Source organism: Pseudomonas sp. JL27(2026), assembly GCF_056933555.1.
Window position 1 is genome coordinate 1,763,477 of sequence record NZ_CM167794.1, and the last position, 20,873, is coordinate 1,784,349.

A 20,873-nucleotide genomic window follows, 5' to 3' on the forward strand; every position below is an offset into this window, starting at 1 on the left:
CGACCCTTGCAGGTAAGTCTTCCAACTGTACCTACGATCCCAGTGCAGCGGAGACCGTTTATGCCCCTTACCCCCAACATGCTGATTCAGGCCGCCGCGCAGGCCAAGACTCAGGCTGCCACTGCCAATCCGCCGCCAACGGCCGCCGACACTGGGGCGAATACCACCAGCTTCGCCCAGGTCTTTGCCCAGGAAACCACTGCAAAACCCGCCGTGACAAGCGATGGGCCTACCAAGCCGGTGCCAGACAAAACCTCGGGCAGTGCCGGTAAAACGGACGTTCCTGCCGACAAGTCTGCCGCCGCGCAGCCGGCTGTTGCCGATAACGGCAAATCCTTGCCCGCCGATAAGCCGGCGACCAGTGATGACAGCACAGCCAAAGACGACACCGTGAAAACTGATGCGTCTGTAGCAGACAGTGCGCCGGTTGATCCGACCGTCGACCCTGCCTTGTTGCCGGTGGTGCAGCCGACACTGCCTGTTGCCGAGGTGCAGGCGCCGCCCGTGGTTGCGCCGACTCCCCAGGTTGAAGTGCCGCCCGCGGCCGTGGCCAGTGCGCTGCCGGTCCCGGCGGCTGCGCCTGTGGTCGACCCGGATTTCAATCCTGAAGCCGACCCATTGGACTCCCTGCCGGCCGTGCGCCTGGCCATGGAGCAGGGTGGCCATGTGTCGGCGTCCAGTCAGGCTCAGCCGAAAGCGGCACCGCCCCAGGCGGAAGGTGAGCTGACGTCGGCGCAAACCTTCGCCAACGGTATGGCCAGCATGCTCCAGGTTCAGTCCGACAAGGACAGCACCAGCCAAGGGGGCGAAAAAGCCTTCAGCGGTCTGATCGATGACGGTCTCAAGGACCTGAAATCGGCGAGCAGCGATACCCGTGTCGATGACTTCGCCAATCGTCTGGCGGCGCTGACTCAAGCCGCGACACCGAAAACCGCCAATGCGTTGCCGGTGAACCAGCCAATCGCCATGCATCAGAGCGGTTGGACGGAGGAGGTGGTCAACCGCGTCATGTACCTGTCGAGTGCCAACCTCAAGGCCGCCGACATTCAGCTTCAGCCGGCTGAGCTCGGGCGGCTGGACATTCGCGTGAACATGATTCCGGATCAGCAGACCCAGGTGACGTTCATGAGTGCCCATTCGGGTGTGCGTGAAGCGCTGGAGGGGCAGATGCATCGCTTGCGCGACATGTTCAACCAGCAAGGCATGGGGCAGGTCGACGTCAATGTCTCTGATCAGTCTCGCGGCTGGCAGGGGCAAGGGCAGGATCAGGCTCGGCAAGGGCAGGGTGGTCGTGCCAATGCCAGTGGTGGTCGCCTCGACTCGATGGATGAAGAGCTTGCGCCGAGTGTCGCCGACGTGGCCGCCAATACAACGAGCGTCATTGGTTCCAGCGCCGTCGATTACTACGCCTGATCGCACGCATGACCCTGTGGGAGCGGGCTTGCTCGCGAAGAACGATAACGCGGTTTAACAGAAAAACCGCGGTGCCTGCTTCGCCGGATCGCCGCCCGGAGCAAGCCGCTCCCAGATTGGATTCATGGCGTTTCGCAGGGGGTGTTCGCCGCGCGTCAATCAGGGCCATCCCCCTCCCCCGACACTTCTGGCATAACACTTGCTCTTGCCTTGCCGTGCATCTGTGAAAACCCGAATAGTGACGGATTATTGGCATGGCGAAGACCGAAGCAGCAGCGAAAGACCCCGCAGACAGAGGCAAACTCAAGCTGATCGTAGTGATCGTGCTGGCATTGCTGCTGGCGATCGGTACGTCCGTGGGGGCGACTTGGTATTTCATGCACAGCGCCCAGAGCAAGCCCGAGGCCGCAGCGCAGGCAGACAGCAATGTCAAACCGGCCGCGATCTACGAGCCGATGGCGCCAGCGTTTGTGGCCAACTACACCCAGAACGGTCGTCAGCGCTACATGCAGGTGAGCATTACCCTGCTGGCCCGCAATCAGGCGGACCTGGACGCGCTCAAAGTCCACATGCCGGTTATTCGCAATAACCTGGTCATGCTGTTCTCCGGACAGAATTTCGACACCCTGGCGACCCCGGTCGGTCAGGAAATGTTGCGTCAAAAAGCTACTGCCAGCGTGCAGGAAGTGGCGCAGAAAGAGGTCGGCAAAGTGGTGATCGACCAATTGCTCTTCACTAATTTCGTACTGCAGTAGGAACACGACATGGCCGTGCAGGACCTGCTGTCCCAGGATGAGATCGATGCGCTGTTGCATGGTGTCGACGATGGTCTGGTACAGACCGATAACGCTGCCGATCCCGGCAGTGTCAAAAGTTACGACCTGACCAGTCAGGACCGGATCGTCCGTGGGCGCATGCCGACCCTGGAAATGATCAACGAACGTTTTGCCCGCTACACCCGCATCAGCATGTTCAACATGCTGCGCCGTTCGGCTGACGTTGCCGTTGGTGGCGTGCAGGTGATGAAGTTCGGCGAATACGTGCACTCGCTTTACGTTCCGACCAGTCTCAACCTGGTCAAGATCAAGCCGCTGCGCGGTACAGCACTGTTCATTCTCGACGCCAAGCTGGTGTTCAAGCTGGTGGACAACTTCTTCGGCGGTGACGGTCGTCACGCCAAGATCGAAGGCCGAGAGTTCACCCCGACCGAGTTGCGGGTGGTGCGCATGGTGCTCGAGCAGGCCTTCGTCGACTTGAAGGAAGCCTGGCAGGCGATCATGGAAGTGAACTTCGAGTACATCAACTCCGAAGTGAACCCGGCCATGGCCAACATCGTCGGCCCGAGCGAAGCGGTTGTGGTCTCCACGTTCCACATCGAACTCGATGGCGGTGGCGGTGACCTGCACGTGACCATGCCGTACTCGATGATCGAGCCGGTGCGCGAAATGCTCGACGCCGGTTTCCAGTCGGACCTCGACGATCAGGACGAACGCTGGGTCAACGCCTTGCGCCAGGACGTGCTGGATGTCGACGTACCTATCGGTGCCACGGTTGCTCGTCGCCAGCTGCGTCTGCGCGACATCCTGCACATGCAGCCGGGGGATGTGATCCCGGTCGAAATGCCGGAAGAAATGATCATGCGCGCCAACGGCGTGCCGGCCTTCAAGGTCAAGATGGGCTCCCACAAAGGCAACCTCGCGTTGCAAGTGATCGAGCCGATCGAGCGCCGTTAAGGGCGTTAGTACACATTCGCGTTGTTAACTGATTTTTGCCCGTCGAGGAACCCTGATGGCTGACGAACACGATATGAACTCCCAGGACGACCAGGCTCTGGCCGATGAGTGGGCTGCTGCACTGGAAGAAACCGGTGATGCCGGGCAAGATGACATCGATGCCTTGCTGGCGGCTGACGAGCCTGTTTCCAACCGCCTGCCAATGGAAGAATTCGGCAGCATGCCGAAGAACAACGACCCGGTCAGCCTTGATGGTCCGAACCTGGACGTGATCCTGGACATCCCGGTGTCGATCTCCATGGAGGTTGGCAGCACCGATATCAACATCCGCAACCTGTTGCAGCTGAACCAGGGCTCGGTGATCGAACTCGATCGTCTGGCGGGCGAGCCGCTTGACGTGCTGGTCAACGGCACGCTGATCGCTCACGGCGAAGTGGTAGTGGTCAACGAGAAGTTCGGCATCCGCCTGACCGACGTGATCAGTCCTAGCGAACGCATCAAGAAGTTGCGCTGAGTGAAAAAGTTTCTCGGCATGGTGCTGGCGTTGCCCGCAAGCGTTTTGGCATCCGAGCCGGTGGCTCAGGTCGTGGCGCCGGTCGCCAAAAGCGGCATCGCCGGCCAGTTGACCCAACTGGTATTGGGTTTGCTGCTGGTGCTGGGGCTGATCTTCCTGTTGGCCTGGCTATTGCGTCGGGTCCAGCAGGCCGGTCCTGCCGGCAAAGGGCAGGTGATCGAGCTGATTGGCTCGCGGGCCCTCGGGCCGCGTGATCGCCTGGTGCTGGTGCAGGTGGGTAACGAGCAGATCCTGCTCGGCCTGACGCCCGGTTCCATCACCCCGTTGCATGTCCTCAAGGAGCCGGTGCAAGTACCGAGCACCGAGCAGGCGACCCCCGAGTTTGCTCAGCGCCTGATGGAACTGTTGGGCAAGGATCAGAAGGATAAGAAGTAATGGGTGCGTTGCGCATCGTGTTGACGCTGGCCCTGATGCTGGCCGCGCCGCTGGCGTTTGCCGCCGATCCGTTGTCGATTCCGGCGATCACCCTGGGAACAGGTGCCGACGGGCAGCAGGAATACTCGGTCAGCCTGCAGATTCTGCTGATCATGACGGCGCTGAGCTTCATTCCGGCGTTTGTCATGCTGATGACCAGTTTCACCCGGATCATCATCGTCTTCTCGATTCTGCGTCAGGCCCTGGGCCTGCAGCAGACGCCGTCGAACCAGATTCTCACCGGCATGGCGCTGTTCCTCACCATGTTCATCATGGCGCCGGTGTTCGATCGGGTGAACCAGGATGCCCTGCAGCCGTATCTGGCGGAGAAACTCACCGCCCAGGACGCTGTCGCCAAGGCGCAGGTGCCGATCAAGGACTTCATGCTGGCCCAGACTCGCAGCAGCGATCTTGAGCTGTTCATGCGCCTGTCCAAGCGCACCGATATTGCAAGCCCGGACCAGGCGCCGCTGACCATTCTGGTTCCGGCCTTCGTGACATCGGAGCTGAAAACCGCATTCCAGATCGGTTTCATGATCTTTATCCCGTTCCTGATCATCGACCTGGTGGTCGCCAGTGTGCTGATGGCCATGGGTATGATGATGCTGTCGCCCCTGATCATTTCGCTACCGTTCAAGATCATGCTGTTTGTGCTCGTGGATGGCTGGGCGCTGATCATCGGTACGCTGGCGGGCAGTTTCGGTGGCGTTTAAACCTTGTTTGCGGGTAGTGCGTAATGACTCCTGAAGTCGCGGTAGACCTGTTTCGTGAGGCGCTCTGGCTGACCACCATGATGGTTGCCGTGCTGGTAATCCCCAGCTTGCTGGTGGGGTTGCTGGTGGCGATGTTTCAGGCGGCTACCCAAATCAACGAACAAACCCTCAGCTTCTTGCCGCGATTGCTGGTGATGCTGGTGACGCTGATTGTCGCCGGCCCATGGTTGGTGCAGACCTTCATGGAATACATCCAGCAGTTGTACGGCAGTATTCCGCAGTTGATCGGCTAAGCCATGTCATTGCTGGCGCTGACCGACGCGCAAATCAGTACCTGGGTGGGCAGCTTCATGCTGCCGCTGTTTCGCGTGGGTGCGGTGTTGATGACCATGCCGATTTTCGGCACAACCTTGGTGCCCAAGCGTGTGCGTTTGTATTTTGCGCTCGCGATCACGGTGGTCATCGTGCCGGGCTTGCCGCCGATGCCGCAGGTCAATGCGCTGGACCTCGGTGGTCTGTTGCTGATTGCCGAACAGGTGATCATCGGTGCGTTGATGGGGTTCGCGTTGCAGCTGTTTTTCCAGGCTTTTGTGGTCGCCGGGCAAATCATTTCGATCCAGATGGGTATGGGTTTCGCCTCGATGGTCGACCCTACCAATGGCGTATCTGCAGCGGTGATCGGGCAGTTCCTGACGATGCTGGTGACACTGTTGTTTCTGTCGATGAACGGGCACCTGGTAGTGTTCGAAATCCTTACTGAAAGCTTCACCACGTTGCCGGTCGGCAGCGCCATGCTGGTCAATCACTTCTGGGAGATGGCCGGCAAGATGGGCTGGGTGCTGGGGGCGGCCATGTTGCTGGTGTTGCCGGCGATTACTGCCCTGTTGGTGGTCAACATCGCCTTCGGGGTGATGACCCGCGCCGCGCCGCAGTTGAACATCTTCTCCATTGGTTTTCCGCTGACCCTGGTGCTGGGCATGGTGATCTTCTGGGTCACGCTGGGCGACATTCTCAATCAGTATCAGCCGCTGGCCTCCGAGGCTTTGCAGTTGTTACGCGACATGGCACAGGCGCGCTGAGCCATGGCCGAGAGCGAGAGTGGTCAGGACAAGACAGAAGACCCCACGGAGAAACGCAAAAAGGATTCCCGTGACAAGGGCGAGATTGCCCGTTCCAAAGAGCTCAACACCCTGGCGATCATGCTGGCGGGAGCGGGCGCGCTGCTGATCTATGGCGGTGGTCTGGCGCAGGACTTGCTGGAAATCATGCGCCTGAACTTCTCCCTGCCGCGCGAGGTGTTGCTCAGTCCGGGTGCCATGGGGCTGTATTTGCTGCACTCGGGCAAGATTGCGATCATCGCTGTCCAGCCGGTGCTGCTGATGCTGTTGCTTGCGGCGTTTCTTGGGCCGATTTCGCTGGGCGGCTGGCTGTTTGCGGGCAAGAGCCTGGCCCCCAAATTCAGTCGAATGAACCCGGCCAACGGTCTCAAGCGAATGTTCTCCTCGACGGCGATTATCGAGCTGCTGAAGGCGTTGGCGAAGTTTTTGTTGATCCTGTTCGTGGCGCTGACGGTGCTGCGTTCAGACATTGATGATTTGCTGCGTATTGCTCACGAGCCGTTGGAGCAGGCGATCATTCACAGCGTGCAGTTGGTGGGCTGGAGTACGTTGTGGATGGCGTGCGGTTTGATTTTGATTGCAGCGGTCGACGTGCCTGTCCAGTTGTATCAGAGCCATAAAAAGTTGCTGATGACCAAGCAGGAAGTGCGCGACGAGCATAAGGATCAGGAGGGTAAGCCGGAGGTCAAGCAGCGGATTCGTCAGTTGCAGCGCGAAATGTCTCAGCGCCGCATGATGGCGGCCATTCCCGAAGCTGATGTGATTATCACTAACCCGACTCACTACGCCGTGGCGCTCAAGTACGACTCGGAGAAGGGCAGTGCGCCTGTGTTGCTGGCCAAGGGTACTGATTTCCTGGCGTTGAAAATCCGTGAAATCGCCGTAGCCAACAACGTGCTGCTGCTCGAGTCGCCCGCGCTGGCGCGTTCGATCTATTACTCCACCGAGCTGGAAGAAGAAATCCCGGGCGGGCTCTATCTGGCGGTTGCTCAGGTACTGGCCTACGTCTACCAGATCCGCCAGCACCGCGCGGGCAAGGGTAAGCGGCCGGAGCCACTGGCCGACCTGCCGATTCCACCGGATTTAAGGCGGGATTAGTATGTGTTGATCATATGTTATGGGGTCATCTAAATTGATGATTAGTTGAATGCCTTGTTTCGAATTTGATTTACTTCTTTAGTAAGTTCATGGGTTTTCAGTGGTGCGACTGATTTAGTTCTTGTGAGGTGTGAAAGTTCCAGTGAATCTGCTTGGTCAGTAGTCCGGCTGGGGGGGCGGTTATGGGGTGCGCTGGCCAACTCTAATATCTCTACCTTTTAAAACAACATCTTTATAGCGAGAGGTGCTGATGACGAGGTGCTCCGCAGAGCCAGCTTCTTTTATTCCATTTAATAAAGCATTGGTGTTGTGCAGTATGCCGTTAAGCGGCTCTATAGCTTGATTTGGGGCTTTCACAAATACATCAAAAATCATTGGTGAGATATCTTTTCCTTTTTGTGCCATATCTATCGCCAGTGATTCGGCCATGTCTAAGTTCTTGGTTACATAAAATCCAGGTCCATGGCCTGCGCCTCGGCTTAACCCTATAAATTTTGGATCTAATCCGTTTTCTAGGCTCTTGCGATAATTACTTGTCGATGCATGGTGGCCAATATGGATGTACTGCCCAGAAAGAGGGGTGGCGAATTTGTTAGCGTGCTTTGAGGTGTTGGCATTTTTATTTGTTTTCGCGAAAGTGCGACTAATCCACTTTGGAAGTTTTAAGCGAAACTGGCCGCTTGAGTCCGTAAAATTCATTGGGTCCCCCGAACAATATGCATACGGGTTTTCCCCTCCCTCTCCAAACGGACTCAAGCTATCCGGACTATTAAACCTCATCAACACCGGATTAAACGCCCGATACCCATTCCCCAATAAATAATGCCCGGTCACCGGGTCCGGCCGTTCGCCGTTGAAGCCGAGCAGACTGAGCAACCCGTTTTCGGCAGGCCGGTGGCCGTAGGGCGAATAGGCGATGGGTTGCCGTGGGTGATTGGCCTTGAGCGTGTGCACCACCGAACGCTGCTGATCGGTGGCCAGCAGCGTGGTGTCGAGTGCATTGCCCTCACTCTGCTGTTGCGCCAGCAATTGGTCGCCATGCTGGACGATGGAATACCCCATTGCGCCCTGTATCTCAGTGGCCAACCGGCTTTTGCAATAGAAGCGCTGGCGCTCGGGGGTATCGGGTGGCGCCTGTCCGGTCAGGCGGTCCAGTGGGTCATAGCGATAATGGCAGAGCAGTGTGTCGCGTTGGGTTGGCATGGGATGAGCGCCTCGACGGTTCTGAGTGCAGGCGTTGAGTATTGAGGAAGTCGTGAGGGATGGGTACTAGCAGAACTGCTAGTTTTGCGGGGGCAAACAGCGTATTCGCCCGCTTCTGCGCGAGATGTCCCGGCGGCAGATGATGGCAGCCATTCCTGAGACCGATGTGGTCATTACCAACCCGACCCACTACGCGATGACGCTCAAGTACGACCCGGAGAAGGGGGGCGCCTGTGTTGCTGGCCAAGGGGGCTGATTGCCTGGCGTTGAAAATCCGTGAAATCGCCGTAGCCAGCAACGTGCTGCTCGAGTCGTCCGCGCTGGCGCGTTCGATCTATTGCTCCACCGAACTTGAACAGGAAATCCCGGCGGGGCTCTATCTGACGGTGGCGCAGGTGTTGGCTTATGTCTATCAGATTCGGCAGTATCGGGCGGGTAAAGAAAAGCGGCCGGAGCCGCTTAAGGACGATTTGCCAGTCCCACCGGATTTGCGGCGGGATACTTGATCGACTGTTCATCTATGAATAACGGTTGATTGTGGTTTATTCCCCCGTTTGTTATTGGCGCTTTCTCTACTTTTTAGCGTCCCCTAAGGTTCAGATGACGCTATCGATAAATTTGTTCGCGTCGTAAATCGTACTTATAAACTCTAAATGATAAAAAGGTGTCGCGGTGAGGAGCATCGGGAAAGGTAAAAAGCTTGAAGTTCTTCATGAAATCATCGTGGATTGTACTCTGGGCGGGCAGGTTTGCAGCCCACTCAGCCCCGCCCTCAAGTTGGCGGTTCGCGGCTAATTTAAATAGTTTGTTATTTGGCTCGCCCTCGGACAGCCGGGCTGCAATTTCTTGACCTTTCAAGTTGTTCATCTGATCTATCCTCCGGGCAATTGGCCTCTCCACTTCTGTTAAAGCAGGTCTAAAGTCTTTGTGATGGACTTTTTTTAGGGTCGCTTCTGTCAGTGAGAGAGGTTGTCGCGGCGGGTGTCCGGCGAGTGTCTGTTCATTGCTCAATAGGTTTCTATTGGCTAAGGGGGTTGCTAAATTCTGTAGGTCCGCGCGAAGTTCCAAACTATTTGAAGGGTTCAGAGCTTGCACGAATAAAGAGCTGATGAGATCCTTTACTCGACTTGCCCAAGCCCAAGATTTGTGGAGCATGGCCGTTGAAAAGTGCCCGGTGTCATCCTTTCGATTCATTGGGTCTCCTAAGCAGTATGTGTATGAATTCAACCCGCCCTTCCCAAACGGACTCAAACTATCCGGACTATTAAACCGCATCAACACCGGATTAAACGCCCGATACCCATTCCCCAACAAATAATGCCCGGTCACCGGGTCCGGTCGTTCACCGTTGAAGCCGAGCAGGCTGAGCAACCCGTTTTCGGCGGGGCGGTGGCCGTAGGGCGAATAGGCGATGGGTTGCCGTGGGTGATTGGCCTTGAGCGTGTGCAGCACCGAGCGCTGCTGATCGGTGGCCAGCAGCGTGGTGTCGAGTGCATCGCCCTCACTCTGCTGCTGCGCAAGCATCTGGTCGCCATGCTGGACGATGGAATACCCCATTGCGCCCTGTATCTCAGTGGCCAACCGGCTTTTGCAATAGAAGCGCTGGCGCTCGGGGGTATCGGGTGGCGCCTGCCCGGTCAGGCGGTCCAGTGGGTCATAGCGATAACGGCAGAGCAGTGTGTCGCGTTGGGTTGGCATGGAATGAGCGCCTCGACGGTTCTGAGTGCAGGCGTTGAGTATTGAGAAAATCGTGAGGGATGGGTACTAGCAGAACTGATAGGTTGGCCCGTGATGCTCCGGTTCGGGCGATCAAACTCTCTCAGGCGCACCTCTATTTCCGCTCTTGGCAAAAGTTGGAAGGCTTCTTGCAGTAGCCGCCCTGCGCCTGCTTCGGGCGTCAAAAGTTTGCTTTAAGGAACGAGGAAAGCCGGTGGATCGCTCTCAGTTAATCAACAATGCCCGCAGCAACCTGGCAGACCTCAGTCGAGGCAATCTGGGTGTGCCGCTGTTGCTGTTGGTCATGCTGGCCATGATGATGTTGCCGGTCCCGCCGTTCCTGCTCGACGTGTTCTTCACGTTCAACATCGCGCTGTCGATTGTTGTGTTGCTGGTCTGCGTCTATGCCTTGCGGCCGCTGGATTTCGCGGTGTTCCCGACCATCCTGCTGGTCGCCACGCTGTTGCGACTGGCGCTGAACGTGGCCTCGACCCGCGTGGTGATGCTCCACGGTCAGGATGGCCACGCCGCCGCCGGTAAGGTGATCCAGGCCTTCGGTGAGGTGGTGATCGGCGGTAACTACGTGGTCGGTATCGTAGTCTTCGCGATCCTGATGATCATCAACTTCGTGGTGGTGACCAAGGGCGCCGGACGAATTTCCGAAGTGAGCGCGCGGTTTACCCTTGATGCGATGCCCGGCAAACAAATGGCGATTGACGCCGATTTGAACGCCGGCCTGATCGATCAGAACCAGGCCAAGCTGCGCCGTATGGAAGTGGCCCAGGAGGCTGAGTTCTACGGTTCGATGGACGGTGCCAGCAAGTTCGTTCGCGGTGACGCCATCGCGGGCCTGCTGATCCTGTTCATCAACCTGATCGGCGGCATGGCGGTCGGTATTTTCCAGCACAACATGACTTTCGGCGATGCGGGCAAGGTTTACGCCTTGCTGACCATCGGTGACGGTTTGGTGGCGCAATTGCCATCACTGTTGCTGTCGACCGCTGCGGCGATCATGGTGACCCGTGCTTCTGGTTCGGAAGACATGGGCAAGCAGATCAATCGGCAGATGTTCGCTTCGCCCAAGGCGCTGGCGGTGGCGGCCGGTCTGATGGCGGTCATGGGGCTGGTGCCCGGCATGCCGCACTTTTCCTTCCTGAGCATGGCGGCGGTAGCTGGCGGGGCCGCGTACCTGTTCTGGAAAAAACAAAACACCGTCAAGGTTCAGGCATTGGCCGAGGTTCAGCGTCAGCAGGAACTGCTGCCTTCGCCGGCCCGCGCCATGGAAACCAAGGAGCTGGGCTGGGATGACGTCACGCCGATCGACATGATTGGCCTGGAGGTCGGCTACCGGTTGATTCCCCTGGTGGACCGTAACCAGGGCGGCCAGTTGCTGGCGCGGATCAAGGGTGTGCGCAAGAAGCTCTCCCAGGATCTGGGCTTCCTGATGCCGACCGTGCACATCCGCGACAACCTTGACCTTGCGCCAAGCGCTTATCGCCTGACCTTGATGGGGGTGATCCTGGCAGAGGCCGAGATTTACCCGGACCGCGAACTGGCGATCAACCCGGGCCAGGTCTACGGCACGCTCAACGGCATTACCGCCAAGGATCCGGCCTTTGGTCTGGAGGCGGTGTGGATCGAGATCAGTCAACGCGCCCAGGCCCAGTCCCTCGGTTATACCGTGGTTGACGCCAGTACCGTGGTGGCCACCCACCTCAACCAGATTCTGTACAAGCACTCCAGTGAGCTGATCGGCCACGAAGAAGTCCAGCAACTCATGCAGTTGCTGGCCAAAAGCTCGCCCAAACTCGCCGAAGAGCTGGTGCCGGGAGTTGTCTCGCTGTCGCAGTTGCTCAAGGTCTTGCAGGCGTTGTTGGCTGAACAGGTTCCGGTGCGGGACATTCGCAGCATCGCCGAAGCCATCGCGAACAACGCGTCCAAGAGTCAAGATACCGCCGCGCTGGTGGCCGCCGTCCGCGTCGGCGTGTCGCGCGCCATCGTCCAAAGCATTGTAGGCACTGAGTCTGAGCTGCCTGTGATCACCTTGGAGCCAAGGTTGGAACAAATATTGCTCAATAGTCTGCAGAAGGCAGGACAAGGCTCGGAAGAGGGCGTTCTGCTGGAGCCAAGCATGGCAGAGAAGCTGCAGCGTTCGTTGATCGAAGCCGCGCAGCGACAAGAGATGCAAGGTCATCCAGTGATTCTGCTGGTAGCCGGTCCGGTTCGCGCCATGCTCTCGCGATTCGGACGTCTGGCGGTTCCTGGTTTGCACGTGTTGGCGTACCAGGAAATCCCGGACAACAAGCAAGTGACCATCGTTGCGACAGTAGGGCCCAACGGCTGAGGTAGTGGTTTATGCAAGTTAAGCGTTTTTTCGCCGCCGATATGCGTCAGGCCATGAAACTGGTTCGTGATGAGCTGGGCGCTGATGCCGCCATTATTGGTAATCGCCGGATCGCCGGTGGTGTCGAGTTGACGGCTGCCCTGGATTACAAGCTGTCGGCTCTGGCGCCGCGTGTGCCGAACATCGAGCTCGAAGACGAGTTGCGCAAGACCCAGTCACGCATTGTCACGGCTCAAGCCGAGCTGAGCCTGCGTGGCGACAGCGACGCGAGTACCAATCGGCAGTTGTTCGCCGGTTTGCCGCTGACCGCGGCCGAGCCGCTGATTGAGCCGACCTACGCTGAACCCAAGCGTCCGGCGCCTGCCCCTGCGGCGAGCACCGGCGTTGATCCGCGCGCGTTCGACTCGATGCGTTTCGAGCTAAACGGCCTGCGTGAGTTGCTGGAAGTCCAGCTCGGCTCCCTGGCCTGGAATCAACTGCAAGGCAGCCGTCCGGCCCAGGCCAACCTCTGGCGTCGCCTGCAACGTATTGGTCTCTCCGGCCCGTTGTCCCGCGATTTGCTGGAGCTGACTACCGAAATCGAAGAGCCTCGCCAAGCCTGGCGCATGCTGCTGGCGCATCTGGCGCGGATGATCAGCACGCCTGAAATCGAACCGCTTGAAGAAGGTGGCGTGATTGCCATGGTCGGCCCTGCCGGCATGGGCAAGACCACGACCCTGGCCAAGCTGGCTGCCCGTTATGTGCTCAAGTACGGCGCGCAAAATATCGCGCTGGTGAGCATGGACAGCTACCGTATTGGTGCGCAGGAACAGCTCAAGACCCTGGGCCGGATCCTCAACGTTTCCGTGACCCATGTCGATCCGGGCCAGTCCCTGGCGCAAGCCCTCGATCCGCTGCTGCGCAAGCGTGTGGTGTTGATCGATACCGCCGGCCTGCAAGCCAGCGATCCGGCATTGCGCATGCAGTTGGAAAGCCTGAACGGGCGTGGCATCAAGTCGAAGAATTATCTGGTTCTGGCTACCACCAGCCAGAAGCAGGTACTGACCGCCGCTTATCACAGTTACAAGCGCTGCGGGCTGGCCGGGTGCATCCTGACTAAACTGGATGAAACGGCAAGCCTGGGCGAAGTGTTGAGCCTGGCCATCAGTCATGAATTGCCCGTTGCCTATCTCACGGATGGGCCGCGTATCCCGGATGACCTGCACCTGCCGCGCCGCCACCAACTGGTCAGCCGCGCCGTCAGTGTGCAAATGCAGGAAGAACCCAGCGAAGAAGCCATGGCTGACATGTTCGCTGATCTCTACCACAGCCCGACCAAGCGGGTTGGCTGAGGTATTAATGAATAGATTTGTACCTACATCGACGGACTGCCATGCATTGTTCCAGTGTGAACGCGCAGCCAGTTATGTAGCCCGCGTCTAAGCAAGACAAGGTAAAGAAAGAACATGGGCAGCATGCATCCCGTACAGGTGATCGCGGTGACCGGCGGCAAAGGTGGCGTCGGGAAGACTAACGTGTCAGTTAACTTGTCCCTGGCTCTCGCCGAGCTTGGCAGGCGCGTCATGCTGCTGGATGCCGATCTGGGTCTGGCGAACGTCGACGTCCTGTTGGGGCTGACACCCAAACATACCTTGGCCGACGTCATCGAAGGCCGTTGTGAGCTGCGCGACGTGTTATTGCAGGGGCCTGGCGGTATTCGTATCGTTCCGGCAGCTTCCGGCACCCAGAGCATGGTTCACCTGAGCCCTGCCCAGCATGCCGGCCTGATTCAGGCCTTCAGCGATATCGGCGACAACCTCGACGTGCTTGTCATAGACACCGCTGCCGGTATTGGTGACTCGGTAGTCAGTTTTGTCCGCGCCGCGCAAGAGGTTTTGCTGGTGGTCTGCGATGAACCGACCTCGATCACCGATGCCTATGCCCTGATCAAGCTGCTTAACCGCGATTACGGCATGAATCGCTTCCGCGTGCTGGCCAACATGGCGCAAAGCCCGCAAGAAGGCCGCAATCTGTTCGCCAAGTTGACCAAGGTCACGGACCGCTTCCTGGACGTCGCCTTACAATACGTCGGTGCCGTTCCCTACGACGAGAGCGTGCGCAAGGCAGTGCAGAAGCAACGTGCGGTCTATGAAGCCTTTCCGCGTTCCAAGTGCGCGCTGGCGTTCAAGGCCATTGCACAGAAGGTCGATACCTGGCCGTTGCCTGCCAACCCGCGCGGGCACCTGGAGTTTTTCGTCGAGCGTCTCGTGCAACAAACGGCAGGACCTGTGCTATGACAGCCAGCGGTTACAACCTTTACAAAAAGTCGGCACGTGACGCCCAGTACGAATTGATCGAGCGCTATGCGCCACTGGTCAAGCGTATTGCCTATCACCTGCTGGCTCGCCTGCCGGCCAGTGTCCAGGTCGAGGATTTGATCCAGGCCGGGATGATCGGCTTGCTCGAAGTGTCGACCAAGTACGACGCAAGCAAAGGCGCAAGCTTCGAGACGTATGCGGGTATCCGCATACGTGGGGCGATGCTCGATGAAGTACGCAAGGGGGACTGGGCGCCGCGTTCGGTCCACCGCAATACCCGCATGGTCAGCGACGCAATTCGCTCGATTGAAGCTAAAACCGGCCGTGACGCTAAAGATCACGAGGTTGCGGCCGAACTCCAATTGAGTCTCGATGATTATTACGGGATTTTGAACGACACCTTGGGCAGCCGGCTGTTCAGCTTCGACGATCTGTTGCAGGACGGCGAGCATGAAGGGCTGCATGAGGATGGCGCGAGTGCTCATCTCGAGCCGTCGCGTGACCTGGAAGACGAACGTTTCCAGGCTGCGCTGGCGGACGCGATTGCCAATTTGCCGGAGCGTGAGCGACTGGTGTTGGCGCTGTACTACGACGAAGAGCTGAACCTCAAGGAAATCGGTGAGGTCCTGGGGGTCAGCGAATCGCGGGTCAGCCAGTTACACAGCCAGTGCGCGGCCCGTTTGCGGGGGCGTTTGGGGGAGTGGCGAGCGCGTTGACAGGCCGTGTGGGGCGCTGCGAACGAGGCTGGTACGGCTTAGGCTGAACCGGTCTCGGCCCGTTGTACTCCAGACAGTCGTTGAGTGTTACGCCGGATTGATTGAAATGGCGCGTTCAGGTGCTGAGCGCGTTTAAGACTGCTTGGAGGTCGAATTGGACAAGAACATGAAAATCCTCATCGTTGATGACTTCTCAACGATGCGGCGGATCATAAAAAACCTGTTGCGTGACCTTGGGTTCACCAACACGGTCGAGGCAGACGACGGCATTACCGCCATCCCTGTGCTCAACAGCGGAAGCATCGACTTTCTGGTAACAGACTGGAACATGCCTGGCATGACCGGTATCGATCTGCTGCGTCACGTGCGTGCCGATGAAAAGCTCAAGCACCTGCCTGTACTGATGGTGACCGCTGAAGCCAAGCGCGAGCAGATCATCGAAGCGGCTCAGGCCGGCGTTAACGGCTATGTGGTCAAACCCTTCACGGCCCAGGCGTTGAAAGACAAGATCGAAAAAATCTTCGAACGCATCGGTTGATGCATCCGCCACGGGGGAGCTATGGAGCACAACGAATCTTCACAGGGCGATTTTGAATCGACCCTGAAAAAACATGCCCGCGAACTGGTCGACAGCCTTGAAAAAGGCAAGTTCGGTGACGCGGTGCAACTGATCCATGAGCTCAATCAGACCCGTGATCGCGGCCTGTACCAGGAAGTTGGCAAGCTCACTCGCGAGCTGCACAGCGCGATCGTCAATTTTCAGATTGACCCGCACATGCCTCAAGCCGAGGAAGTGTCGCAGATCACGGATGCCACCGAACGCCTGTCCTATGTGGTCAAGCTGACCGAGGCCGCAGCCAATCGCACCATGGACCTGGTCGAGAACAGCACCCCGCTGGTCAATGGCCTGAGCACTGATGCCCAGGCCTTGAGTGCGGACTGGGGCCGGTTCATGCGGCGTGAAGTCGGTGCCGAGGAATTTCGTGAGCTGGCAAGGCGCGTTGACGGTTTCCTGACGCGCAGCGTCGAGAACACTCAGACCGTGTCGAACAACCTCAATGACATTCTGCTGGCTCAGGACTACCAGGACCTCACCGGGCAAGTCATCAAGCGTGTGACCCAATTGGTCACCGAAGTCGAAAGCAATCTGCTCAAACTCGTGCTGATGGCCAGTCAAGTCGACCGCTTTGCAGGCATCGAACATGACCGCGAAGCGATGTTGGCCGAAAAAGATCCACAAAAACATCTCACGCAGGGTGAAGGTCCGCAGATTCATGCCGATAAACGTGAAGACGTTGTGTCCGGTCAGGACGATGTGGACGATTTGCTTTCCAGCCTTGGATTTTAGGTTTAGACCTGTAGGAGCACCCCATTAATGAGCTTCGGCGCCGATGAAGAGATCCTTCAGGATTTCCTGGTTGAGGCCGGCGAAATTCTAGAGCAACTGTCCGAACAGCTGGTCGAGCTTGAAAGCCGACCGGATGATGCGGACTTGCTCAATGCAATTTTTCGCGGTTTTCACACTGTAAAAGGGGGCGCCGGCTTCCTCCAGCTCAACGAGCTGGTGGAGTGCTGTCACATCGCCGAAAACGTGTTCGACATCCTGCGCAAGGGTGAACGTCGCGTCGACTCGGAATTGATGGACGTGGTTCTCGAAGCGCTCGACGCGGTGAACAGCATGTTCAGCGAAGTCCGCGAGCGTGCACCGATCACGGCAGCGACGCCGGAGCTGCTGGCGGCATTGGCTCGCCTGGCCGAACCGGCCTCGGCCGAGGTTGCGCCCGTGGTCGAAGAAGTGGTTGAGGCACCGGTCGCTGAAAGCGAATCGGGCGACATCACCGACAACGAATTCGAACAACTGCTCGACTCGCTGAATGCAGTCAAGGAGCAGGCCGAAGCCCCAGCGGCTGCGGCAGAAGCTGCTGCGCCAGGCAGTGATGAAATTACCGATGCCGAGTTCGAGTCCTTGCTCGACCAACTGCATGGCAAAGGTCAGTTCGCGGTGGATGCCGTGGTAGCACCGGCAGTGCCGGCGGCACCTGCATCGACGCCAGCCAATACCGATATTACCGACGACGAATTTGAAGCGTTGCTCGACCAGTTGCACGGCAAAGGCACCTTTGCCGTTGATGCGCTGGACTCGGCCATTGCTTCGGTTCCGGCACAAGCGGCACCGACCGCGGCTGCAGCCGGCAGCGACCTGATCTCCGATCACGAGTTCGAATCGCTGCTCGACGAGTTACACGGCAAAGGCAAGTTCACCGAAGTGGCCGGTTCGGCTACGGCGGCAGTGGCTGCACCTGTTGCCAAGGCCGCGCCAAAGCCGGTGGCCAAGGCGCCAGAAGCCAAAGCTGCGCCAGCCAAGGCTGAAACAGCGAAAGCCGCTGCTCCGGCCCCAGCGCCGGCTCCGGCTCGTGCTGCTGCGACGCCGCCACCGGAAAAACCGACCAGTGAAGCCGAGACCACCGTGCGCGTCGATACCGCACGGCTCGATGAAATCATGAACATGGTCGGCGAGTTGGTACTGGTGCGTAACCGCTTGGTCCGTCTGGGCCTCAACAGCGGTGACGAAGCCATGTCCAAGGCTGTGTCGAACCTCGACGTGGTCACCGCCGACTTGCAAACCGCGGTCATGAAGACCCGGATGCAGCCGATCAAGAAGGTCTTCGGGCGCTTCCCGCGCCTGGTTCGTGACCTGGCGCGCCAGCTCAAGAAAGAGATCAACCTGGAGCTGGTCGGCGAAGAAACCGACCTCGACAAGAACCTCGTCGAGGCCCTGGCCGACCCGTTGGTCCACTTGGTGCGCAACGCGGTCGACCACGGTATCGAGTCGCCGGAAGAGCGCGAAGCTTCGGGCAAGTCCCGTGGCGGCAAGGTCATCCTGGCGGCCGAGCAGGAGGGTGATCACATCCTGCTGTCGATTTCCGATGACGGTAAAGGCATGGACCCGAACGTCCTGCGCGCCATCGCGGTAAAACGCGGCGTGATGGACAAGGATGCTGCCGACCGCCTGAGCGACACCGAGTGCTACAACCTGATTTTCGCCCCAGGGTTCTCGACCAAGACCGAGATCTCCGACGTGTCCGGTCGTGGCGTGGGCATGGACGTGGTGAAAACCAAGATTTCCCAGCTCAACGGTTCGATCAACATCTACTCGACCAAGGGCCAGGGCTCGAAGATCGTCATCAAGGTCCCGTTGACCCTGGCGATCATGCCGACCCTGATGGTCATGCTGGGCAACCAGGCGTTCGCGTTCCCACTGGTGAACGTCAACGAGATCTTCCACCTCGACCTGTCGCGTACCAACGTGGTCGATGGCCAGGAAGTGGTGATCGTGCGCGACAAGGCGCTGCCACTGTTCTACCTCAAGCGTTGGCTCGTCAGCTCTGCCGCTCACGAAGAGCAGCGTGAAGGCCACGTGGTGATCCTTTCGGTTGGCACCCAGCGGATCGGCTTTGTCGTCGATCAACTGGTCGGCCAGGAAGAAGTGGTCATTAAGCCATTGGGCAAAATGCTCCAGGGAACCCCGGGCATGTCCGGCGCCACCATTACCGGTGACGGCCGCATTGCGCTGATTCTCGATGTTCCGAGCATGCTCAAGCGTTACGCCGCACGGCGTATTTGATTCTGGTGGGGCGGGGCCGCAGAGGTCCCGCTGCGCCTAACGGAGTGTTTATGGCAGTCAAAGTCCTGGTGGTGGACGATTCGGGGTTTTTCCGCCGCCGCGTCTCGGAAATTCTTTCAGCGGATCCGAGCATCCAGGTTGTCGGTACGGCGACCAACGGTAAAGAGGCGATTGATCAGGCCCTGGCCCTCAAGCCAGACGTGATCACCATGGACTACGAGATGCCGATGATGGATGGCATCACGGCAGTGCGGCACATCATGCAGCGCTGCCCGACGCCGGTGTTGATGTTCTCCTCGCTGACGCATGAAGGTGCCCGGGTAACCCTCGACGCGCTGGATGCCGGTGCGGTGGACTTCCTGCCGAAGAATTTCGAAGACATCTCGCGCAATCCCGAGAAGGTCAAGCAACTGCTGTGCGAGAAGGTTCACAGCATCTCGCGCAGTAATCGTCGTTTCAGTGCTTACAGCGCTCCAGCTCCAGCTCCGGCCGCCGCCCCTGCGCCGGTTACGTTTGGCGGCAGCGCCCCGGCGCGTCCGGCACCGGCACCCGCGCCGACCCGGGCGGCAGCGGCCAGCCCTTCGTCGCCGGCACCCAAGCGCAAATCCTACAAGCTGGTGGCCATCGGTACGTCCACGGGCGGTCCGGTTGCACTGCAACGGGTGTTGACCCAGTTGCCTGCGAACTTCCCGGCACCGATCGTACTGATCCAGCACATGCCGGCAGCTTTCACCAAGGCCTTCGCCGAGCGTCTGGACAAGCTGTGCAAGATCAGCGTCAAGGAAGCCGAGGATGGCGACATCCTGCGTCCGGGCCTGGCCCTATTGGCGCCTGGCGGCAAGCAAATGATGGTCGATGGCCGTGGCGCGGTGAAAATCCTGCCGGGCGACGAGCGTCTGAACTACAAGCCGTGCGTGGACATCACCTTCGGTTCGGCGGCCAAGTCCTACGGCGACAAAGTTCTGGCGGTCGTGTTGACCGGCATGGGCGCCGACGGTCGTGAAGGCGCTCGCCTGCTCAAGCAGGGCGGCAGTGCGGTCTGGGCCCAGGATGAAGCCAGCTGCGTGATCTACGGCATGCCGATGGCGATCGTCAAAGCCGATCTGGCAGACGCGATTTACAGCCTTGACGAGATCGGCAAGCACCTGGCCGAGGCTTGTATCTGATGGATGTGTTAAGCCTTATCGGGATCATCATGGCGTTCGTCGCCATCATTGGTGGCAACTACCTGGAAGGTGGTCATCTCGGTGCCTTGGCCAACGGCCCGGCAGCGTTGATCGTGCTGGGCGGGACCATCGGTGCTGCGTTGTTGCAGTCGCCGATGAGCGCCTTCAAGCGTGCCATGCAGATCCTTGGCTGGATTCTGTTTCCACCTCACGTCGATCTGGCCGGTGGCATCGATCGCGTGGTGAACTGGAGCCTGACCGCCCGCAAGGAAGGTTTGCTGGGGCTGGAAGGGGTGGCTGACGCCGAACCTGACAGCTACTCGCGCAAAGGCCTGCAACTGTTGGTGGACGGTGCCGAACCGGAAGCGATTCGCAGCATCCTGGAGGTGGACTTCTACACCCAGGAGAGTCGTGACATCGAAGCCGCGAAAGTCTTTGAAAGCATGGGCGGCTACGCGCCGACCATCGGCATCATCGGTGCGGTGATGGGCCTGATTCACGTCATGGGCAACCTCGCCGATCCGTCGCAACTGGGCAGCGGCATTGCCGTGGCGTTCGTTGCGACCATCTACGGCGTGGCCAGCGCCAACCTGGTGTTGTTGCCGATTGCCGCCAAGCTCAAGTCAATCGCATTGCGGCAGTCGCGTTATCGCGAAATGTTGTTGGAAGGCATTTTGTCGATCGCCGAAGGTGAAAACCCTCGCTCCATTGAGTTGAAGCTTCAGGGCTTCATGGATTAAGGG

20 protein-coding genes and 1 pseudogene are annotated in these 20,873 nt (G+C 58.9%); 19 read left to right on the plus strand and 2 right to left on the minus strand.

Going from position 1 to position 20,873, the window contains the following annotated elements:
- The first annotated feature begins 60 nt into the window (after positions 1-60).
- The 9 genes from AC1Z1G_RS07910 (at position 61) to flhB (ending at position 7,063) form a co-directional block, all read left to right on the plus strand.
- Entirely contained in the window at positions 61-1,413 is a 1,353-nt protein-coding gene (locus tag AC1Z1G_RS07910; RefSeq protein ID WP_483626224.1) for a flagellar hook-length control protein FliK, read from the plus strand.
- A gap of 254 nt (positions 1,414-1,667) precedes the next feature.
- On the plus strand, positions 1,668-2,168 hold the full coding sequence (gene fliL / locus AC1Z1G_RS07915) for a flagellar basal body-associated protein FliL (RefSeq protein WP_483626226.1): 501 nt from the start codon (positions 1,668-1,670) through the stop codon (positions 2,166-2,168).
- Between the two features lie 9 nt (positions 2,169-2,177).
- Positions 2,178-3,146: a flagellar motor switch protein FliM gene (gene fliM / locus AC1Z1G_RS07920; RefSeq protein WP_347904776.1), complete on the plus strand. Its 969-nt coding sequence runs from the start codon at positions 2,178-2,180 to the stop codon at positions 3,144-3,146.
- 55 nt (positions 3,147-3,201) lie between these two features.
- Entirely contained in the window at positions 3,202-3,660 is a 459-nt protein-coding gene (fliN, locus tag AC1Z1G_RS07925; protein ID WP_347904778.1) for a flagellar motor switch protein FliN, read from the plus strand.
- Positions 3,661-4,095 carry a flagellar biosynthetic protein FliO gene (fliO, locus tag AC1Z1G_RS07930; RefSeq protein WP_483626229.1) on the plus strand — a complete coding sequence of 145 codons (435 nt, stop codon included), beginning with the start codon at positions 3,661-3,663 and terminating at the stop codon, positions 4,093-4,095.
- On the plus strand, positions 4,095-4,847 hold the full coding sequence (gene fliP, locus AC1Z1G_RS07935; RefSeq protein ID WP_483626230.1) for a flagellar type III secretion system pore protein FliP: 753 nt from the start codon (positions 4,095-4,097) through the stop codon (positions 4,845-4,847). The genes fliO and fliP overlap by 1 nt, the downstream gene beginning before the upstream one ends.
- 23 nt (positions 4,848-4,870) lie before the next feature.
- Positions 4,871-5,140 (plus strand): flagellar biosynthesis protein FliQ, encoded by a 270-nt coding sequence (gene fliQ / locus AC1Z1G_RS07940; RefSeq protein ID WP_347904781.1) that lies wholly within the window; start codon positions 4,871-4,873, stop codon positions 5,138-5,140.
- Positions 5,141-5,143: 3 nt separating this feature from the next.
- Complete coding sequence (gene fliR / locus AC1Z1G_RS07945; RefSeq protein WP_483626231.1) at positions 5,144-5,926, plus strand: flagellar biosynthetic protein FliR; 783 nt, start codon at positions 5,144-5,146, stop codon at positions 5,924-5,926.
- Positions 5,927-5,929: 3 nt separating this feature from the next.
- On the plus strand, positions 5,930-7,063 hold the full coding sequence (gene flhB, locus AC1Z1G_RS07950; RefSeq protein ID WP_483626233.1) for a flagellar biosynthesis protein FlhB: 1,134 nt from the start codon (positions 5,930-5,932) through the stop codon (positions 7,061-7,063).
- A 180-nt stretch (positions 7,064-7,243) separates the two neighbouring features.
- Here the strand turns inward: flhB and AC1Z1G_RS07955 are convergent, their stop codons facing one another.
- On the minus strand, positions 7,244-8,266 hold the full coding sequence (locus AC1Z1G_RS07955; RefSeq protein WP_483626234.1) for an RHS repeat-associated core domain-containing protein: 1,023 nt from the start codon (positions 8,264-8,266) through the stop codon (positions 7,244-7,246).
- Between the two features lie 94 nt (positions 8,267-8,360).
- Here AC1Z1G_RS07955 and AC1Z1G_RS07960 point away from each other — a divergent pair.
- Positions 8,361-8,772 (plus strand): annotated as a pseudogene (locus tag AC1Z1G_RS07960) (EscU/YscU/HrcU family type III secretion system export apparatus switch protein); the annotation flags it as partial.
- Positions 8,773-8,872: 100 nt separating this feature from the next.
- On the opposite strand, the gene AC1Z1G_RS07965 reads toward AC1Z1G_RS07960, so the two are convergent.
- Complete coding sequence (locus tag AC1Z1G_RS07965) at positions 8,873-9,964, minus strand: RHS repeat-associated core domain-containing protein (protein WP_483626235.1); 1,092 nt, start codon at positions 9,962-9,964, stop codon at positions 8,873-8,875.
- Between the two features lie 232 nt (positions 9,965-10,196).
- On the opposite strand from AC1Z1G_RS07965, the gene flhA reads away from it, so the two are divergent.
- From flhA to AC1Z1G_RS08010, 9 genes are all read left to right on the plus strand, one after another.
- The gene (flhA, locus tag AC1Z1G_RS07970) at positions 10,197-12,326 is read left to right on the plus strand and encodes a flagellar biosynthesis protein FlhA (protein ID WP_347904784.1); all 2,130 of its coding nucleotides are present in this window, start codon (positions 10,197-10,199) and stop codon (positions 12,324-12,326) included.
- Between the two features lie 11 nt (positions 12,327-12,337).
- A complete protein-coding gene (flhF, locus tag AC1Z1G_RS07975; RefSeq protein WP_483626236.1) occupies positions 12,338-13,657 on the plus strand; it encodes a flagellar biosynthesis GTPase FlhF in 1,320 nt (439 codons plus the stop codon).
- Positions 13,658-13,771: 114 nt separating this feature from the next.
- Entirely contained in the window at positions 13,772-14,602 is an 831-nt protein-coding gene (fleN, locus tag AC1Z1G_RS07980) for a flagellar synthesis regulator FleN (RefSeq protein WP_347904786.1), read from the plus strand.
- Complete coding sequence (gene fliA, locus AC1Z1G_RS07985; RefSeq protein ID WP_007894214.1) at positions 14,599-15,339, plus strand: RNA polymerase sigma factor FliA; 741 nt, start codon at positions 14,599-14,601, stop codon at positions 15,337-15,339. The genes fleN and fliA overlap by 4 nt, the downstream gene beginning before the upstream one ends.
- A 166-nt stretch (positions 15,340-15,505) precedes the next feature.
- Entirely contained in the window at positions 15,506-15,877 is a 372-nt protein-coding gene (locus tag AC1Z1G_RS07990) for a chemotaxis response regulator CheY (protein WP_008072643.1), read from the plus strand.
- A gap of 21 nt (positions 15,878-15,898) precedes the next feature.
- Positions 15,899-16,687 (plus strand): protein phosphatase CheZ, encoded by a 789-nt coding sequence (locus AC1Z1G_RS07995; protein ID WP_483626239.1) that lies wholly within the window; start codon positions 15,899-15,901, stop codon positions 16,685-16,687.
- A gap of 27 nt (positions 16,688-16,714) precedes the next feature.
- Entirely contained in the window at positions 16,715-18,964 is a 2,250-nt protein-coding gene (locus AC1Z1G_RS08000) for a chemotaxis protein CheA (RefSeq protein ID WP_483626241.1), read from the plus strand.
- A 50-nt stretch (positions 18,965-19,014) separates the two neighbouring features.
- Complete coding sequence (locus tag AC1Z1G_RS08005; RefSeq protein ID WP_483626243.1) at positions 19,015-20,130, plus strand: protein-glutamate methylesterase/protein-glutamine glutaminase; 1,116 nt, start codon at positions 19,015-19,017, stop codon at positions 20,128-20,130.
- The gene (locus AC1Z1G_RS08010) at positions 20,130-20,870 is read left to right on the plus strand and encodes a flagellar motor protein (RefSeq protein ID WP_347904790.1); all 741 of its coding nucleotides are present in this window, start codon (positions 20,130-20,132) and stop codon (positions 20,868-20,870) included. The genes AC1Z1G_RS08005 and AC1Z1G_RS08010 overlap by 1 nt, the downstream gene beginning before the upstream one ends.
- Positions 20,871-20,873: the final 3 nt, after the last annotated feature.

What these genes read in the sequence shown, in the direction of transcription:
- AC1Z1G_RS07910 (WP_483626224.1), top strand. Translation starts at nt 61, where the DNA reads ATGCCCCTTACCCCCAACATGCTGATTCAGGCCGCCGCGCAGGCCAAG.
- fliL (WP_483626226.1), top strand. Translation starts at nt 1,668, where the DNA reads ATGGCGAAGACCGAAGCAGCAGCGAAAGACCCCGCAGACAGAGGCAAA.
- fliM (WP_347904776.1), top strand. Translation starts at nt 2,178, where the DNA reads ATGGCCGTGCAGGACCTGCTGTCCCAGGATGAGATCGATGCGCTGTTG.
- fliN (WP_347904778.1), top strand. Translation starts at nt 3,202, where the DNA reads ATGGCTGACGAACACGATATGAACTCCCAGGACGACCAGGCTCTGGCC.
- fliP (WP_483626230.1), top strand. Translation starts at nt 4,095, where the DNA reads ATGGGTGCGTTGCGCATCGTGTTGACGCTGGCCCTGATGCTGGCCGCG.
- fliQ (WP_347904781.1), top strand. Translation starts at nt 4,871, where the DNA reads ATGACTCCTGAAGTCGCGGTAGACCTGTTTCGTGAGGCGCTCTGGCTG.
- fliR (WP_483626231.1), top strand. Translation starts at nt 5,144, where the DNA reads ATGTCATTGCTGGCGCTGACCGACGCGCAAATCAGTACCTGGGTGGGC.
- flhB (WP_483626233.1), top strand. Translation starts at nt 5,930, where the DNA reads ATGGCCGAGAGCGAGAGTGGTCAGGACAAGACAGAAGACCCCACGGAG.
- AC1Z1G_RS07955 (WP_483626234.1), bottom strand. Translation starts at nt 8,266, where the DNA reads ATGCCAACCCAACGCGACACACTGCTCTGCCATTATCGCTATGACCCA.
- AC1Z1G_RS07965 (WP_483626235.1), bottom strand. Translation starts at nt 9,964, where the DNA reads ATGCCAACCCAACGCGACACACTGCTCTGCCGTTATCGCTATGACCCA.
- flhF (WP_483626236.1), top strand. Translation starts at nt 12,338, where the DNA reads ATGCAAGTTAAGCGTTTTTTCGCCGCCGATATGCGTCAGGCCATGAAA.
- fleN (WP_347904786.1), top strand. Translation starts at nt 13,772, where the DNA reads ATGGGCAGCATGCATCCCGTACAGGTGATCGCGGTGACCGGCGGCAAA.
- fliA (WP_007894214.1), top strand. Translation starts at nt 14,599, where the DNA reads ATGACAGCCAGCGGTTACAACCTTTACAAAAAGTCGGCACGTGACGCC.
- AC1Z1G_RS07990 (WP_008072643.1), top strand. Translation starts at nt 15,506, where the DNA reads ATGAAAATCCTCATCGTTGATGACTTCTCAACGATGCGGCGGATCATA.
- AC1Z1G_RS07995 (WP_483626239.1), top strand. Translation starts at nt 15,899, where the DNA reads ATGGAGCACAACGAATCTTCACAGGGCGATTTTGAATCGACCCTGAAA.
- AC1Z1G_RS08000 (WP_483626241.1), top strand. Translation starts at nt 16,715, where the DNA reads ATGAGCTTCGGCGCCGATGAAGAGATCCTTCAGGATTTCCTGGTTGAG.
- AC1Z1G_RS08005 (WP_483626243.1), top strand. Translation starts at nt 19,015, where the DNA reads ATGGCAGTCAAAGTCCTGGTGGTGGACGATTCGGGGTTTTTCCGCCGC.
- AC1Z1G_RS08010 (WP_347904790.1), top strand. Translation starts at nt 20,130, where the DNA reads ATGGATGTGTTAAGCCTTATCGGGATCATCATGGCGTTCGTCGCCATC.